At 67.6% G+C, this 15,316-nt stretch carries 16 protein-coding genes; 11 read left to right on the top strand and 5 right to left on the bottom strand.

Annotation, left to right across the window (positions count from 1 at the left end; all coding sequences use genetic code 11):
* Window positions 1-21: 21 nt before the first annotated feature.
* A complete protein-coding gene (locus E6C72_RS12460; RefSeq protein WP_109086102.1) occupies window positions 22-600 on the top strand; it encodes a YqaA family protein in 579 nt (192 codons plus the stop codon).
* 115 nt (window positions 601-715) lie between these two features.
* Here the strand turns inward: E6C72_RS12460 and E6C72_RS12455 are convergent, their stop codons facing one another.
* On the bottom strand, window positions 716-988 hold the full coding sequence (locus E6C72_RS12455) for a hypothetical protein (protein ID WP_136700736.1): 273 nt from the start codon (window positions 986-988) through the stop codon (window positions 716-718).
* Window positions 989-1,112: 124 nt separating this feature from the next.
* Here E6C72_RS12455 and E6C72_RS12450 point away from each other — a divergent pair, with 124 nt between their 5' ends.
* Window positions 1,113-1,490 (top strand): hypothetical protein, encoded by a 378-nt coding sequence (locus E6C72_RS12450; protein WP_136700734.1) that lies wholly within the window; start codon window positions 1,113-1,115, stop codon window positions 1,488-1,490.
* A 10-nt stretch (window positions 1,491-1,500) separates the two neighbouring features.
* Window positions 1,501-2,820 (top strand): replication-associated recombination protein A, encoded by a 1,320-nt coding sequence (locus E6C72_RS12445; protein WP_109086099.1) that lies wholly within the window; start codon window positions 1,501-1,503, stop codon window positions 2,818-2,820.
* Between the two features lie 49 nt (window positions 2,821-2,869).
* Here E6C72_RS12445 and E6C72_RS12440 read toward each other — a convergent pair whose 3' ends face one another.
* Window positions 2,870-3,097 carry a hypothetical protein gene (locus tag E6C72_RS12440; protein ID WP_109086098.1) on the bottom strand — a complete coding sequence of 76 codons (228 nt, stop codon included), beginning with the start codon at window positions 3,095-3,097 and terminating at the stop codon, window positions 2,870-2,872.
* Window positions 3,098-3,261: 164 nt separating this feature from the next.
* Window positions 3,262-4,119: a cell envelope integrity EipB family protein gene (locus tag E6C72_RS12435; RefSeq protein WP_247875738.1), complete on the bottom strand. Its 858-nt coding sequence runs from the start codon at window positions 4,117-4,119 to the stop codon at window positions 3,262-3,264.
* Window positions 4,120-4,227: 108 nt separating this feature from the next.
* Here E6C72_RS12435 and E6C72_RS12430 point away from each other — a divergent pair, with 108 nt between their 5' ends.
* The gene (locus E6C72_RS12430; protein ID WP_247875737.1) at window positions 4,228-5,268 is read left to right on the top strand and encodes a D-glycerate dehydrogenase; all 1,041 of its coding nucleotides are present in this window, start codon (window positions 4,228-4,230) and stop codon (window positions 5,266-5,268) included.
* A gap of 99 nt (window positions 5,269-5,367) precedes the next feature.
* Here E6C72_RS12430 and E6C72_RS12425 read toward each other — a convergent pair whose 3' ends face one another.
* Both E6C72_RS12425 and E6C72_RS12420 read right to left on the bottom strand, forming a co-directional pair.
* Window positions 5,368-5,733: a type II toxin-antitoxin system RelE/ParE family toxin gene (locus E6C72_RS12425; protein WP_109086096.1), complete on the bottom strand. Its 366-nt coding sequence runs from the start codon at window positions 5,731-5,733 to the stop codon at window positions 5,368-5,370.
* A 3-nt stretch (window positions 5,734-5,736) separates the two neighbouring features.
* Window positions 5,737-5,988 carry a type II toxin-antitoxin system ParD family antitoxin gene (locus tag E6C72_RS12420; RefSeq protein ID WP_109086095.1) on the bottom strand — a complete coding sequence of 84 codons (252 nt, stop codon included), beginning with the start codon at window positions 5,986-5,988 and terminating at the stop codon, window positions 5,737-5,739.
* 371 nt (window positions 5,989-6,359) lie between these two features.
* On the opposite strand from E6C72_RS12420, the gene E6C72_RS12415 reads away from it, so the two are divergent.
* The 7 genes from E6C72_RS12415 to E6C72_RS32235 all read left to right on the top strand — a co-directional run bounded on the left by E6C72_RS12415 (window position 6,360) and on the right by E6C72_RS32235 (window position 15,297).
* The gene (locus E6C72_RS12415; protein WP_109086094.1) at window positions 6,360-7,076 is read left to right on the top strand and encodes a GGDEF domain-containing protein; all 717 of its coding nucleotides are present in this window, start codon (window positions 6,360-6,362) and stop codon (window positions 7,074-7,076) included.
* A 305-nt stretch (window positions 7,077-7,381) separates the two neighbouring features.
* Window positions 7,382-7,789: a response regulator gene (locus E6C72_RS12410; protein ID WP_109086093.1), complete on the top strand. Its 408-nt coding sequence runs from the start codon at window positions 7,382-7,384 to the stop codon at window positions 7,787-7,789.
* A 41-nt stretch (window positions 7,790-7,830) separates the two neighbouring features.
* Window positions 7,831-9,225 carry a PleD family two-component system response regulator gene (locus E6C72_RS12405; RefSeq protein ID WP_109086092.1) on the top strand — a complete coding sequence of 465 codons (1,395 nt, stop codon included), beginning with the start codon at window positions 7,831-7,833 and terminating at the stop codon, window positions 9,223-9,225.
* Between the two features lie 103 nt (window positions 9,226-9,328).
* On the top strand, window positions 9,329-9,994 hold the full coding sequence (locus tag E6C72_RS12400) for a phosphatase PAP2 family protein (RefSeq protein WP_109086091.1): 666 nt from the start codon (window positions 9,329-9,331) through the stop codon (window positions 9,992-9,994).
* 203 nt (window positions 9,995-10,197) lie between these two features.
* The gene (locus E6C72_RS12395) at window positions 10,198-13,704 is read left to right on the top strand and encodes a DEAD/DEAH box helicase (RefSeq protein WP_109086090.1); all 3,507 of its coding nucleotides are present in this window, start codon (window positions 10,198-10,200) and stop codon (window positions 13,702-13,704) included.
* A 268-nt stretch (window positions 13,705-13,972) separates the two neighbouring features.
* Window positions 13,973-14,779 carry an enoyl-CoA hydratase gene (locus E6C72_RS12390; RefSeq protein WP_109086089.1) on the top strand — a complete coding sequence of 269 codons (807 nt, stop codon included), beginning with the start codon at window positions 13,973-13,975 and terminating at the stop codon, window positions 14,777-14,779.
* Entirely contained in the window at window positions 14,776-15,297 is a 522-nt protein-coding gene (locus tag E6C72_RS32235; protein ID WP_247875736.1) for a CoA-binding protein, read from the top strand. The genes E6C72_RS12390 and E6C72_RS32235 overlap by 4 nt, the downstream gene beginning before the upstream one ends.
* Window positions 15,298-15,316 lie beyond the last annotated feature (19 nt).

Here is a 15,316-nt window from a genome sequence, read left to right as displayed (position 1 = left end):
TTCTCTTATGTGGCCGGTCAAATGTTGCGTTCTCTTTACACGCGCCTCCAGCGCCTGTCCGCCCGCGACGATGCCGTCTGGTGGATGTCGGCGATCTCCTTCGCCGAAAGCTCCTTCTTCCCATTGCCACCGGACGTGATGCTGGTGCCGATGTGTCTGGAGAAGCCGAAGAAGCTGTGGTTCTACACCAACATCTGCGCGCTCGCGTCGCTGCTGGGCGGCCTGCTGGGCTATGCGCTGGGCTTCTATCTGTTCGAGAGCGTCGGGCGGATGATCATCGACTTCTACAACGCGCAGGAGTCGTTCCAGCATTTCCAGGAGATGTTCTCCGAATTCGGCCCCTGGTTCCTGATCCTCAAGGGGGTGACGCCGATCCCCTACAAGCTGCTGACGATCACCGCCGGATTCGCCCATCTCGACTTGACGGTCTTCGTCCTCTGTTCGATCGTCGCGCGCTTTTCCCGATTCTACATGATCGCCATCCTGCTGCACTTCTATGGTCCGCAGGTTCAGCACATCATCGAGAAGCGGCTGATGCTGGTGGCCACCGTCCTTCTGGTCGTGGTGGTCGGCGGCCTGCTCAGCTTCAAGTTCGTCTAGATCGGATCGCGTAAAATCGGACCCGATTTGAAGCGTGAATCCGATCGCCAAACACAAATTGTGATCGCTTCAAGCGGAACCGCTTGAAGCGTGAATCACATGGGGAAAACCCGAGTCAGTCGGGCATGCCCTGGTCCTGGCGGTTGCGCCGGGACGGGGGCAGGGCGGCACGGTCGGCACGGTCGCGGCGCACGATCAGGACGATGGCGACCGCCACGAACAGCCCGCCCAGCAGCGGGACGATCATCTCGCCCATGCCGATGTTGGGCAGGGCCAGCACGCGCGAGCCCAGCATGACGAGGCCAAGGACGAGCAGTGCCAGCAACAGCCGCCAGGACCGGTGGCGCGGTGGGCTGTGCGGCGATCTGCCGTCCGATTCCGGTGTCATTTCAGTCATTCCCTTCTTGCTGCTGATATCGGCATAGTGGGGACCGAACGGGGGATGGTCCAGAGGGGTGTGGCATTCCGCCATGCCAATGGCCGTCCTCACAACAAGAACAATAGGAGCCGTCGTGGCTATGTTCCGTCCGGTCCGTCTCGTCGCCCCGCTTATGGCCCCGCTCATGGCCGTGGCCCTGCTCGGTCTGTCGGCCTGCGCCGATCCGGCCTCGCGTCACTCCGCCGGCCCGGCCCCCACCGTCACCGTCGTCCCCGGACCGTCCACCCCGCGCGCCGGCGCCGACGACCAGTCGCTGCGGATCGACGGCGGCACCGGTGCGGGGGCTTCCTGCCAGGCGCAGTGCGAGCGCAGCCACAATTCCTGCATGGATTCGGTCGCGGCCCGCAACCAGGGCGGCATCGACCGCACCGATTCGACCCCCTTCAGCCCGACCGACAACTGCAGCTACCAGCTGAAGCAGTGCTACCAGCGCTGCACCTCGGTGCGCTGAGGCGGCAGTCATGGCAAGACGCGGCGAGTCGGGCGGGGATGCCGGGCTGTTCTCTGCGGCGGCTCCCCGTCCGCTCGCCGACCGGCTGCGCCCGCGCACGCTGGACGAGGTCGTCGGGCAGGACCATCTGCTGAAGCCCGACGGTCCGCTGGGCCGCATGGTGGCGGCACGACGGCTGGCCTCCATGGTTCTGTGGGGGCCGCCCGGCTGCGGCAAGACCACCATCGCCCGCCTGCTGGCCCACAGCACCGATCTGCATTTCGAGCCGCTGTCGGCGGTGTTCTCCGGCGTCGCCGACCTGCGCAAGGTGTTCGAGGCCGCCCGCGCCCGCCGGGTGGCGGGTCAGGGCACGCTGCTGTTCATCGACGAGATCCACCGCTTCAACCGCTCGCAGCAGGACGGCTTCCTGCCTTTCGTCGAGGACGGCACCGTCACGCTGGTCGGCGCCACCACCGAGAATCCGTCCTTCGAGTTGAACGCCGCCTTGCTGTCGCGGGCGCAGGTCTTCGTATTGAACCGGCTGGACGACGCGGCGCTGGAAAGGCTGCTGTCGCGGGCGGAGGCCGAGATGGGCCGGCCGCTGCCGCTGGATGCCGACGCACGGGCCGCAGTGAAGGCGATGGCCGACGGCGACGGCCGCTTCTGCCTGAACCTGTGCGAGGAGCTGTTCGCGCTGCCGGGCGACACGGTGCTGGACACCAACGCGCTTGCCGCCACCATCCAGCGCCGCGCCCCGCTCTACGACAAGTCGCAGGAGGGGCATTACAACCTCATCAGCGCGCTGCACAAATCGCTGCGCGGATCGGACACCGATGCGGCGCTCTACTGGTACAGCCGCATGCTCGACGGCGGCGAGGATCCGCGCTACATCGCCCGCCGGCTGACCCGCTTCGCGGTGGAGGATGTGGGTCTGGCCGATCCCAACGCCCTGACCCAGGCCATCGCCGCCTGGGAGGCTTATGAGCGGCTGGGCAGCCCCGAGGGCGAACTGGCCCTGGCCCAGCTGGTCATCTATCTGGGCACGGCGCCGAAGTCGAATGCAGGCTATACCGCCTACAAGGCGTCGGTGCGCGCGGCGAAGGAAACCGGCTCGCTGATGCCGCCCAAGCATATCCTGAACGCGCCGACCAAGCTGATGAAGACCATCGGCTACGGCAAGGGATATGAATACGACCACGACACGGCCGAAGGCTTCTCCGGCCAGAATTATTTCCCGGACGGGATGGCGCGACGCGAGTTCTACCAGCCGGTGGAGCGCGGCTTCGAGCGCGATCTGCGCAAGCGGCTCGACTATTGGGCGAAGCTGCGCGAGCGGCGGGGAGAGGAGTAGGAAGCGGACGCCGTGCCGAGGGTCGACAACGTCCGCTCAGCCGCCGCTCTCACGCCGCCATCCCGTCCGCCGGGGCCGAGGCGATCAGGCGGTAGTGGCTGGTGTCGGCGAGGACCGAGCAGCTCAGGGTCTTCGACACGCCGTCGTCTTCGGTGCTGACGACGCGGGCGTGGGGAATGCCCAGCAGGTTGACCGTGGCCGTCACCCGCCAACCGCGGCCGCCGGCGCTGCCGACCGGTTGGAAAACCTGCCCGACCTGGACATGCTTCTTGCTCATGACGGAAAACCCTCGGACGGCCGGTTGCCCAATGGAGTCGCCGGCCTGTTGCGCAAATTCAACCGACAGTTAAGCGCAGCCGCGAGTCGCGATCAACAGGGAAACCGCCACCCATCCCACAGGCCGGTAAAGGCCGTGTAAAATGTCACGGGCGGCGGGCCCGTTCAGCAGCCCGATTTCGGCAGAGCCTCGATCTTTTCCAGCACGGCGTTCACGGTGAAATCGCCATAGTCGATCTGCATGGACTCGGCGATGCCGTTCTCCAGCAGATGCAGGCTCATCTCATATTCCGGCTGCGCCGAATCGCTCTGCACCGGGAAGAAGGCCATGCGGACCGGCCAGGCTTTGCCCACCTTCAGCAGCGGGTCCTTGGCCGCATCCTTCGGCGCGCCGGGCTTGCCGACAACGGTCGACACCTCGGTCGGGCCGTCGGCGTCGGATCCGTCGAAGATGGTGCGGGTGAAGAAGGGCTCGGTCCGTTCGGCATGGTCCAGGATCGCCAGTGTGTGGGCGGTCGGGAACATGGTGCCCGCCGGCAGTTCCATCTCCTGAGGTTCGGGCTTGGTGAACTGGGCGCTGCCGGCGCCGTCGGCGCTCAGGTTCGCCTCGCCGCGCACCTCCTCGTCGACCTCGCCATTCACCAGCTTGCGGACGTTGAAGCGGTAGCGCAGGCCATTCTTCGCCTCCCACGTCGTGTAGTTGGTGTTCATCGCCATGTCCTCGCCTTCGCTGTAGACGAAGCGGAGCTGGAAGCGCTGCTCCGTCGTCCAGCCGTCGCAGGCGTCGGCCCATTCAAACATCATGCGGCCGCGGACGTCGCTGACCTTCGATCCGTTGCGCGCCGATCCCAGCGACATGGCGTAGATCGCCCGGTGGGGCTGGATCCTGGCCGCCACCGCCGCCAGCGAGGTCGCGGCCGGCTGAGCCAGGGCAGGGGAGGCCGCGAGAAGCGCACCGGCGGAAACGGCGGCTGCGAGGACCGCGCCAACGGTTGCCGGAAAGGCAGAAAGACGGTCGAGCAAGACGGGATCCACAGGTGATTGACGGCTCTTGGTGGAGTATGGGTGTTTTTGCCGCGGTCCGAAAGGCCCGCCACCCGAATGTCCTATCAATGGAAGGGAACCGCCGGAATGACAAGCCCTGCCGAGGTGCAGCCCGTGACGCAGTCGGACAGTCCCGCCGCCCGCCCCTCTGCCCATTCCTCTGCCCACCCCGTGCTGCTGCTGACCCGCCGACTTCCCGATGCGGTGGAAGCGCGGGCGTCGCGCGACTACCGGGCTGTGCTCAATCCGGATGACCGCGCCTTCAGCGGGGCGGAGATCGCCGCCCGCGCCGCGGAGATCGGGGCCGACGCCGTGCTCTGCTGTGCCGGCGACCGGCTGGACGCCGCCGCCATCGCGGCGCTGCCGCAGAGTGTTCGGGTGCTGGCGACCTTCTCGGTCGGCACCGACCACATCGACCTGGAGGCGGCGCGCGCCCGCGGCCTGACCGTCACCAACACGCCGGACGTCCTGACCGACGCCACCGCTGACATCGCGCTGCTTCTGTTGCTGGGTGCGGCGCGGCGCGCGTCGGAGGGCGAGCGGATGATCCGCGCCAATGCCTGGACCGGCTGGACCCCGACCCAGCTGATGGGCACCCATGTCGGCGGCAAGCGGCTGGGCATCATCGGCATGGGCCGCATCGGGCAGGCGGTGGCCGCCCGCGCCCGCGCCTTCGGCATGACCATCCATTACAGCAACCGCCGCCGGCTGCCGCCGGAGCTGGAGCTGGGCGCCACCTATCACGCCGATCCGGAGGCAATGCTGCCGGTGTGCGATGTCCTGTCGCTTCACTTCCCCGCCACGGCGGAAACCCGACATTGGCTGAACGCCGAACGGATCGACCGGCTGCCGCCGGGGGCCATCCTGATCAACACTGCGCGCGGCACCGTGGTGGACGACGGCGCGGTGATCGACGCGCTGAAGCGTGGTCGGTTGGCGGCCGCCGGGCTCGACGTGTTCGAGAATGAGCCGAACCTCCATCCCGGCTATCGCGACCTGCCCAACGCCTTCCTGCTGCCGCATCTGGGCAGTGCGACGGTGGAGACGCGGAACGCCATGGGGTTCAAGGCGCTGGACAATGTCGATGCGGTGATGGCCGGCAGGCCGGCCCCCGACAGGGTGGTGTGAAGCCTCTAAACATAAAGCTGTTGCCCCAAGTCCCCGGAAGGTACTCGAAGCCTTCCGGGGACTTGGCTTTTTCGGCGTCGCCTCGCGGTGCTCCCTTGTTCAGGGGTAATCGGGGAGGCCGGTTCGGGCGACGTGCAGGTTTGGCTCCATGCCCTCGTGCAGCAAACGCAGGATGACGACACGCGGGGAGCCACCGGGTGGATGTTCCACTGCATAGTACAGCGTATGCGCGGCCGCTCCGCGCTTGCCGGCCGCATTCTCCAGGTGGAACGCGTGGAGGCCGGGCACAATGCCGCCTCTGTCCCAGGAGCCACCACGGCCGGGGTCGGTCGCGACCATCTTGACCGCAGCGGCGATCAGCCCTTTGTGGATCTGCCGCTGATGCGTTCCGAACTGCTCCCCGGTTTCCTTCAGGATTGCCCTGAAATCCTGCTTCGCCGCGTCGGTGACGCGATAAACGCCCAAGGCTCAGTCCTCGATTTCATCGAGGATTTCATCGATGGGGCGGTCGTCAAGACGACCTGCCTTCCAATCGTCGATCCCGACCATAACGGCGCGCCGGAGCATTTCCTGCCGCTCGTGCTCAACGGCCCGTTCCCGGTGGAGCAGGCGAAGTGCATCGCGCACCACCTCGCTCTGCGATGAGTACCCGCCGCTCGCGACTTCCTGCTCGACGAAGGAAGCCAGCTTCTCGGGCGGGCTGATGTTCATCGTCGGCATTTCATCCTCCTCGTTGCCGTTCTCATCTGAGGATTGGAGGCATGGCAAAATTTGTTAAGGAAGCGCGGTCTTTGCCAAGCGGGGGCGCGACAAACAGCCGGGGATGTGGTGGCTTTGTGTTGGGGGCCGGAGTCCTTTGCCGGCCCGTCCGCCGCCCCCGAACCCGGCAGGGATTTCCTGCTCCGACCGGTTGGAGTGGGCAGAAGATGCCGGTCAGATGGGAAAGAGGCTCCACCCCCGCCCGGTGATCCGACGGCGCAATCCGCCGGAAATGTATAAAATGCTTGGTATCTGCGGGGTGTGGCGGGTTGGCACAGCGGTTGCTTGGAAGAAGGCGAAGTGTTCCGACCTTCATCAGAGGAGCCGACCCCATGAACGCCATCGTCGCCGCCCTGGACCTGAAGCATCACGCTGCCGACCGTTTCGACGTGCCGGCCGGCTGGTCACCGGTTGCGCTGGCCTCACGCGTCGGGCTTCTGCGGGGGACCGAGCGCCAGACGCTGGACGAGACGATCGCGCTGCTCGCCGAAGCGAAGGATACGATCGCCGAGCTGCAGGAGCGCATCGCCTACCTGGAAAGCCTGACGATGACGGACGAGCTGACCGGCTTGTTGAACCGGCGCGGCTTCTACAGCCACTTCCGGCGTGAACTGGCTTCGGCCCGGCGCAACGGCACCGCCGGCGGGCTGCTGGTCATGATCGATCTGGACGGCTTCAAGGCCATCAACGATACCCACGGCCATGTCGCCGGCGACGCTTACCTGCGGCAGGTGGCGCGGATGATCGTCGGCAACGTCCGGCAGGAGGATGTGGTCGCCCGGCTGGGCGGCGACGAATTCGCCGTGCTGCTGACCAATACCGACACCGTCAGCGGCCTCGCCCGCGCCGGCCAGCTGGCCGCCATCGCCGACGCCACCCATGTGGAATGGGGCGGCCAGAGCCTGCCCGTCCGCTTCTCCGTCGGCACCCAGCCCTATGGCGCCGAAGACAGCGAGGACGAGGTGATGCGCCGTGCCGACGCCATGATGTATGGCGCCAAGGGTGCCCGCCGCCGCGATGCCAAGCGCAGGACGAAGCGGGCGGCCTGAGGCTTCCGGCCATCGCCCTCCCGGCAGCGCCCTTTGGACATTGCCGCTCGTGACAACCGAACTCCGCCCGCGCCCGTCGCGGGCGGTTTTTCGTTTGCAGACAGGGTCATCGCAGCCCGATCAGGGGCGTAGCCGGCACTCCGGTAACGACTATTTAACCGTCGCGACCTAATCAGAAAGGGGGTATACCGGATCTGCGGTCCCGCAACCGCGCCTTCGGTCCATTGGCCGGGGGTGACGCGTCCGCGGTGCCAAGGTGCGGCATCGGACGGCGTGAACGCAGGGGTCACACCCAGGGAGGATGCATGTCAGCGGAGCCGTGCGGTCCATTGGCGACCGGTGGTAAGCCGACCAAGACCGTCCTCATCGTCGAGGACAACGAGCTGAACATGAAGCTCTTTCATGACCTGCTCGAAGCCCACGGCTATGGCACGCTGCAGACCCGCGAAGGCATGGAGGCGATGCGGCTGGCACGCCTGCACCGCCCCGACCTGATCCTGATGGACATCCAGCTGCCCGAGGTGTCGGGCCTGGAGGTTACCCGCTGGATCAAGGACGATCCCGAATTGAAGAGCATCCCGGTCGTCGCCGTCACCGCCTTCGCCATGAAGGGCGACGAGGAGAAAATCCGGCAGGGTGGTTGCGAGGATTATGTGGCCAAGCCGATTTCGGTCGTGAAGTTCCTCGAAACAGTCAAGAAGTTTCTCAGCTAAGCCGTTTTCGTCTGTGCCAATTCTGCAGGATTTCCCTTCCGATGTCCGCGCGTGTCCTTGTCGTCGATGACGTTCTGCCCAATGTGAAGCTGCTCGCGGCAAAGCTGACGCGCGAATACTTCAATGTGCTGACCGCCTTCAACGGACCGGACGCACTGGAGATGGTGCGGAAGGAATCGCCCGACATCGTCCTTCTGGACGTGATGATGCCGGGCATGGATGGATTCGAGGTCTGCGAGAAGATCCGCTCCGATCCCGCCACCATGCACATCCCGGTGGTGATGGTCACGGCGCTGTCCGACATCGCCGACCGCGTGCGCGGGCTGGAGGCCGGCGCCGACGATTTCCTGACCAAGCCGGTGAACGACATCGCGCTGTTCGCGCGGGTCCGCTCGCTGGTGCGGCTGAAGATGATGATGGACGAATGGCGACTGCGCGAAAGCACGTCGGGCCAGTTCGGCGTCATCGAGCGCAGCGGCACCATGCTCAGCGAATCCTTCGAGCGCGCCAATGTGCTGGTGCTGGAGGACTCCGCCCTCGACCTGGAGAAGGTGAGGGAGACGCTGGAGCGCGACCACAACACGGTGTTCTCCGCCGACACCGGCGCCAAGGCGCTGGAGCGTGCGCTGGGCACCCAACTCGACCTCGTGGTGGTCAGCCTGACCCTGCTGAACGAGGATGGGCTGCGGCTCTGTTCCCAGCTGCGCTCGCACGAGCGCACGCGGCAGGTGCCGATCCTGCTGATGGTTGACGACGGCGATCTGGGGCAGGTGGCGAAAGGGCTGGAGCTCGGCGCCAACGACTATGTGGTCAAGCCGGTCGACCGGAATGAGCTGCTGGCCCGTGCCCGCACCCAGATCCGGCGCAAGCGCTATCAGGAACGGCTGCGTTCCAATTACGAGCAGAGCCTGTCGATGGCGCTGACCGACAGCCTGACCGGCGTGTTCAACCGCCGCTACGTCAACGCCCATCTGCCGCGCCTGCTGGAGCGCGCCATCGACAGCCACAAGCCGGTGTCGGTGCTGATGTTCGACATCGACCACTTCAAGGTGGTCAACGACACCTACGGCCACGCCATCGGCGACGAGGTGCTGCGCGAGGTTTCCGCCCGTGCCAGCCGCAACCTGCGCACCTTCGACCTCGTCGCCCGGCTGGGCGGCGAGGAGTTCATCGTCATCCTGCCGGACACCGACGGGGAAGCGGCGCTGATCGTCGCCGAGCGCCTGCGCTCGCGCATCGCCGACACCCCCTTCGCCGTGTCGTCCGACCGTGGCGAGATCAGCGTGACGGTGTCGATCGGCATTTCCATCGGCGGCCGGCTGGGCGACACCGCCGAGGGGCTGGTCCGCCGTGCCGACGAAGCCCTGTATGAAGCCAAGCGGTCGGGGCGCAACTGCGTCATCGCCGACGCGCGCGCCGACCAGCTGGAGGGGTAAGAGGGACGGTACGTCCGCACCCCTTTTTCGTCCTCTTGCTGTTTGTGCTGCGTCGCACCATGTGGCAAAGCCGTTCCTTGTCACCGGCATCCGTGGGGGTTCGATGATCGCCACAGCAAGCGGCGCCATCGCCCATCTGGGCAGCAGCAGCCTTCTCGTTCCGCTTTCCGCCCTCTATGCGACTGCGCTGTGGCGGAGCCATTCGGCCCAGCTGGCGCTGCGCTGGCTGTTTGCCTTGTCGCTTTGCCTCGGCGTCATGATGGTGCTGAAGCTGGTCGGGCATGGTTGCGGCCTGCCGGACTTTCCGCTGTTCCCGTCGTTTTTCGCGGGTGACCGCTTCGTCAGCCCCAGCGGTCATGCCGCCTTCTCGGCCATCTTCTATGGATCGGTGTCGGTGCTGGCCGCGCGCAATGCCCACTCGCGCTGGCTCCGCATCGGCTTGCCGCTGGCGGCGGTGGCGCTGGTGCTGGCCATAGGCGCGTCGCGCGTTGCCGTCGCCGCCCATTCCGGGGCGGAGGTGGTGGCCGGGCTGATGATCGGCGGACTGTCGAGCCTGCTGTTCCTGTGGAGCAGCCGCAAGCATGGGGCGCCGAGCCTGCGCGCCTTCCCCTGGCTGGCGGTGGCGATGGTGCTGGGGCTGGTCCTGCTGGTCCATGCCGGCGACCCGGCTATCGTCGAGGGGGCCATCCGCTGGACCGCCCACCGGCTCGGCAGCGAAGCGGGACTGTGCGAACTGGCGGGCCGGGTATTCCCCGCCACGGGCGGATAAGTCACCAACCAGGGTGAAGCCGGCCGCATCCTGTGTTATGACGGACGGCCGTGCGCGGTCAGGCCGATGCGGCGCCGTTCACGTCATGCTCAAGTCAAAGGCTTGCGCCGCACCGCGCAACGCTCTATACCGACGCCCCGTTTCCGTTCCGTTCCATTTCCGCGCCCAATCCGTCCAATCTGGCCTGGTCACTCCCGCACCGCATGTCGCTTTTCGATGCCTTGCCGCGCGGCCCTTCATCGGGTGGCGCCGTCGTCCCCTTCGGTCAGGACGACCTGACGCGCGTCTTCGATGCCAAGACGTTGCAGCGCGGCCGCACGCTGATGATGACGGGTGCGGTGACGCTGGCAGCGCCCGGCGGCGACCGGATCGAGGCGGAGGTCAGCGACCTCGGCCGCCGGCTGTCGGTGACGGTGACCCCGGTGCAGGGCAAGCGCGGCGTGGTGCTCGACCGGACTTGTTCCTGCGGTCGCAACGCCTGCGCCCACATGGCGGCGGCGGCGATGCTGGCGCTGGAAAGCCGGCCGGAATGGCGCCGCGCCTCCCTCTTCGATGTGGCCGACGTGAAGGCGCCGCTGGCTCCTCCGCCTCCGCCTCCGCCTCCGCCGGTTCCGGTCGTGTCCGCGCCGGGTCTGCCGACACCGCCCACGGCGCTTGCGCCGAAGCCGCCGCCGCCGAAGCCGCCGCTGACGCTGGTACGCCCGCCGGTCCCGCCGCCGATCCGCAGCAGCGTGGCGCTGCCCCCGCCACCCCCACCCGCGCCGAAGCCGGAGCCGGTGCGCAGCCTGCGCTGGACGCTGGAGCCCGGGCAGGGCGACGTCGCCTGCTACATCCTGGCGGAATTCGTGACGGAGGGATCGGCCGACAGCAGTCCCGCCACCCCGCGCGACGTGCTGGCCAAGGCGCCGCGCTCGCTGGACGGCGACGCCGACCGTGCCATCGCCCGCCTGCTCGGCGGCGGCGGCACCGAACGCACCCCCGTCGCCAAGAGCCGGGGAGAGGCGGTCGACCGCCTGCTGCGTCGCCTGCTCTCCACCGGCCGCCTGCGCTGGCGCGACGGCACGCCGCTGGCCGAGGCGCCGGGCCGCACCGTCCGCACCTTCCGCGATCCCGCCACCCGCAAGCTGCGCCCGACAGGCCTGCCCGAACGCAGCGTGCTGGTGAAGGGCCAGTCCTATTGGTGTGTCGACAGCGCCACCGGCACCGTCTTCCCGGTCGATCTCCAGGTGGTCGAGGTGCCGAAGGCCAAGCCGGTGCCCGCCGCGCCGCCACCGCCGCCGGTGCCGTCGAAGGCCACCCCATCCCGTCTGTTCGGCCCGTCCCGCAGTGGTGTGGCGTCGATGCCGCGCATCACCCCGCCGCCATCCATCGCCACCTCCAGCTTCCGTGACAACGCCATTCCCGGCGTGCGCAGCGGGGCGGCCGACGCCGCTGCCATCCTTGACCGTTCTCCCCGCATCATCGCCCGCCTCGGTCGCGTGGTGACGCCGGCGGACGGGCTGGTCGACGTGCTGCGCCTGTCCTTCGACTATGGCGAGGATGGCCTTGCGGTCGAGATCGAACCCGACGACCAGCGCCAGTTCGCCCGCTACGAGGACGAGTTCGGCGACGTGACCTTCGTCCGCCGCGACAAGGCCGACGAGCAGGCGGCACTGGACCGGCTGTCCGGCCTTGGATTCGCCCAGGCGCGGATCGAGCCGCCCAAGGGGGCGCTGAACGCCCGCGGTTCCCGCGTCCACTGGCTGACCGGCCGCGACGTCGAGGAGCGCTGGCAGCATTTCCTGACCAACGAGGTTCCGGCCCTGACCAAGGCCGGCTGGATCGTCGAGGTCGGCGCTGATTTCGGCACCCGTGTCATCGAGCCGGGCGCCGAGGTCGAGGTCGCCGTCCGCGACGCCGGCGACGGCTGGTTCGATCTGGATGTCGGTGTCGAGATCGACGGCGAGCGCCAGCCGCTGCTGCCGATCCTGGCCCGGCTGGTGGAGAAGGGCGGCTTGTCGAGCACCCGCGTCATCGACGGCCGCGCCCACATCGTTCTCGACGACGGCAACGTCCTGGCCCTGCCGGCCGAGCGCATCGAGCGTCTGCTCAGCGTTCTGGAAGCCATGCTCGACAGCGGGCGCAGCAGCGGCGACCGGCTGAAGGTGCCGCTGGCCGAGGCCGATTCGCTGCTGGACATCGACGACCTGATCGCGCGGCGCGGCGACGAGACGGCGCAGATCGACGGCTATCTCCAGCGGCTGCGCGCCGACGAGATGCCGGGCGACATGACCCCGCCGCCGGGCTTCAAGGGCGAACTGCGCGATTACCAGCGCGGCGGGTTGGCCTGGATGCAGAGCCTGCGCGCCAACAACGTCGCCGGCATCCTGGCCGACGATATGGGCCTGGGCAAGACCGCCCAGACGCTGGCGCACATCGCCATGGAAGGGCATGAGGGCCGGCTGACCGAGCCCTGCCTGGTGGTGGTGCCGACCAGCCTCGTGCCCAATTGGGTGGCGGAGGCGGAGCGCTTCACCCCGCATCTGCGCGTGGTGGTTCTGCACGGCGTCGACCGCCACGGCCGGCTGTCGGAGATCGGCCGCGCGCATATCGTCGTCACCACCTATGGCGTGGTGGCGCGCGATCTCGACCTGTTGAAGCGGCTGACCTGGCACATGATCGTGCTGGACGAGGCGCAGGCGATCAAGAACCCCGACGGCAAGGCGACCCGCGCGGTCGCGGCTCTGCCGGCGCGGCACCGGCTCTGCCTGTCCGGCACGCCGGTGGAGAACAATCTGGGCGAGCTGTGGAGCCAGTTCGCCTTCCTGATGCCGGGCCTGCTCGGCGACCGCAAGGAGTTCGGCAAGCGGTATCGCGTGCCGATCGAGAAGCGCGGCGACAACACCCGCGCCAACCTGCTGATGCGCCGCATCCGTCCCTTCCTGCTCCGCCGCACCAAGGAGGCGGTGGCGAAGGAACTGCCGCCGAAGACCGAGGTGGTGGTCCGCATCGATCTGGAGCGCGACCAGCGCGACCTCTACGAGACGATCCGCCTGTCGGTGAACGAGACGGTGCGCGCGGCGCTGGCCGCCAGCGGCAAGGGGCTGGGCCAGAACGCCATCGCGGTGATCGACGCGCTGTTGAAGCTGCGGCAGGTCTGCTGCGACCCGCGCCTGCTGAAATCCATCGCGGCCCTGGGCGGCAAGGCGCGGCCGAGCGCCAAGCTGCACGCCCTGACCGAAATGGTGAAGGAGATGGTGCCGGAAGGCCGCCGCATCCTGATCTTCTCGCAGTTCACCACCATGCTCGACCTCATCAAGCTGGAGCTGGAAAAGGCTACCATTCCCTATGTCGAGCTGACCGGCCGCACGCTGGACCGCGCCGAACCGGTGAACCGCTTCCAGAACCGTGAGGTTCCGGTCTTCCTGATCAGCCTGAAGGCCGGCGGTCGCGGCCTGAACCTGACCGCCGCCGACACGGTGATCCATTACGATCCCTGGTGGAACCCGGCCGCCGAGGATCAGGCGACCGACCGCGCCTATCGTATCGGCCAGGACAAGCCGGTCTTCGTCTACAAGCTGATTGCCGCCAACACGGTTGAGGAGCGCATCCTCGACCTCCAGCGCCGCAAGGGCAGCCTGTCTGCCGCCACAATCGAAGGCAAGGGACTGGTCAGCGCGCTCGACGGCGGCGACATCGACTATCTGCTCGGCGACGGGGACGAAGAGTAGGGGGCGTGATGCATGCGTCCTCGCGATGCCGGAAGGAATCCCCTCTCCCCCCGGGGGGAGAGGGAGAGTCCCGCCGGTTTGCGTTGCCCTGATAAAACCTACCAATCGAGAAGACTTAAAGATTCTTCCTACAAAATTCCCTGTTGAAATCCCCTGCTACCTGTCGTCTCATTCTCCCGGCCTTGCAGGTTCCCCGTGTTGCCCGCAGGCTTGGCGCGTTAAGCTGCCCGCGGTGCAAAAACCGAAGACGCACGGGAGGACGACAACCATGAGCGCCGCAGTCACCACCCATGATCCCAATCAGCCGCTGGTCCTGCGTGAGGACCGCGACGGGGTCGCCACGCTGACGCTGAACCGGCCGAAGGCGCGCAATGCGCTGTCGGTCGGGCTGATGGCGGCGTTGCAGGACGCGCTGGACGCCATCGACGAGGATCGCAGCGTGCGCGCGGTGGTCCTGGCCGGGGCCGGTGGTGCCTTCTGCGCCGGGCACGACCTGAAGGAGATGCGCGCCGCCCCGTCGCGGGATCTGTACGAGGCGCTGTTCACCCAATGCTCGCGCCTGATGCTGACGATCACCCGCATCGGCCAGCCGGTGATTGCAAAGGTGCGCGGCGTGGCGACCGCCGCCGGCTGCCAGCTGGTGGCGACCTGCGACCTGGCCTATTGCGAGGAGGACGCCCGCTTCGCCACGCCGGGCGTCAATATCGGGCTGTTCTGCTCGACGCCGATGGTGGCGCTGACCCGCGCGGTCGGGCGCAAGGCGGCGATGGAGATGCTGCTGCTTGGCGACCTGATCGACGCGGAGGAGGCGGAGCGCATCGGCCTCGTCAACCGCGCGGTGGCGGCCGAGCAACTGGACGAGGTGGTGGCCGGCGTTGCCGCCAAGATCGCCTCCAAGTCGCCGCTGACGCTCGCCACCGGCAAGGAGGCCTTCTACCGCCAGATCGATCTGGACGCGGAGGGCGCCTATGCCTACGCCGCCAAGGTGATGACCGAGAACATGATGGCGCAGGACGCCGCCGAGGGCATCGACGCCTTCCTCGGCAAGCGCACGCCGGTCTGGTGTGGCCAATGAGCGGGCAGCAGATCACCGAGCCGGCCGCCTACACCGACGACTTCCTGCGCGGCGTTCTGGAAAGCGTCAAGAGCATCGCCGTGGTCGGCGCCAGCGCCGATCCGGTGAAGGCCAGCTTCTTCGTCATGAAGTACCTGCGCGACAAGGGCTACACCGTCATCCCGGTCAACCCGAAGATGGCGGGGCAGACCATCCTGGGGCTGCCGGTCTATGCCAGCCTCAAGGATCTGCCGGAGCCGCCGGACATGGTCGATGTCTTCCGCAACGCCGCCGCCGCCGCCGGGGTGACGGACGAGGCCATCGCCGCCGGGGCCAAGGTGGTGTGGATGCAGCTCGGCATCCGCAACGACGAGGCGGCGGCACGCGCCCAGGCCGCCGGCCTGACCGTGGTGATGGACCGCTGCCCGAAGATGGAAATCCAGCGCCTCTACGGCGAGATCGGCCGGATCGGGGTGAATTCCAACGTGCTGGTGTCGCGCCGCAGGGCGCCGACGAAATCGTTCAAGAAACTGATCTGAAAAATTGGGGGAATCACAC

This window comes from Azospirillum sp. TSH100 (assembly GCF_004923295.1).
Classification (GTDB): Bacteria; Pseudomonadota; Alphaproteobacteria; order Azospirillales; family Azospirillaceae; genus Azospirillum.
Note: the sequence above shows the minus strand (reverse complement) of the source record. Positions and strands in the feature narration are given on the sequence as shown.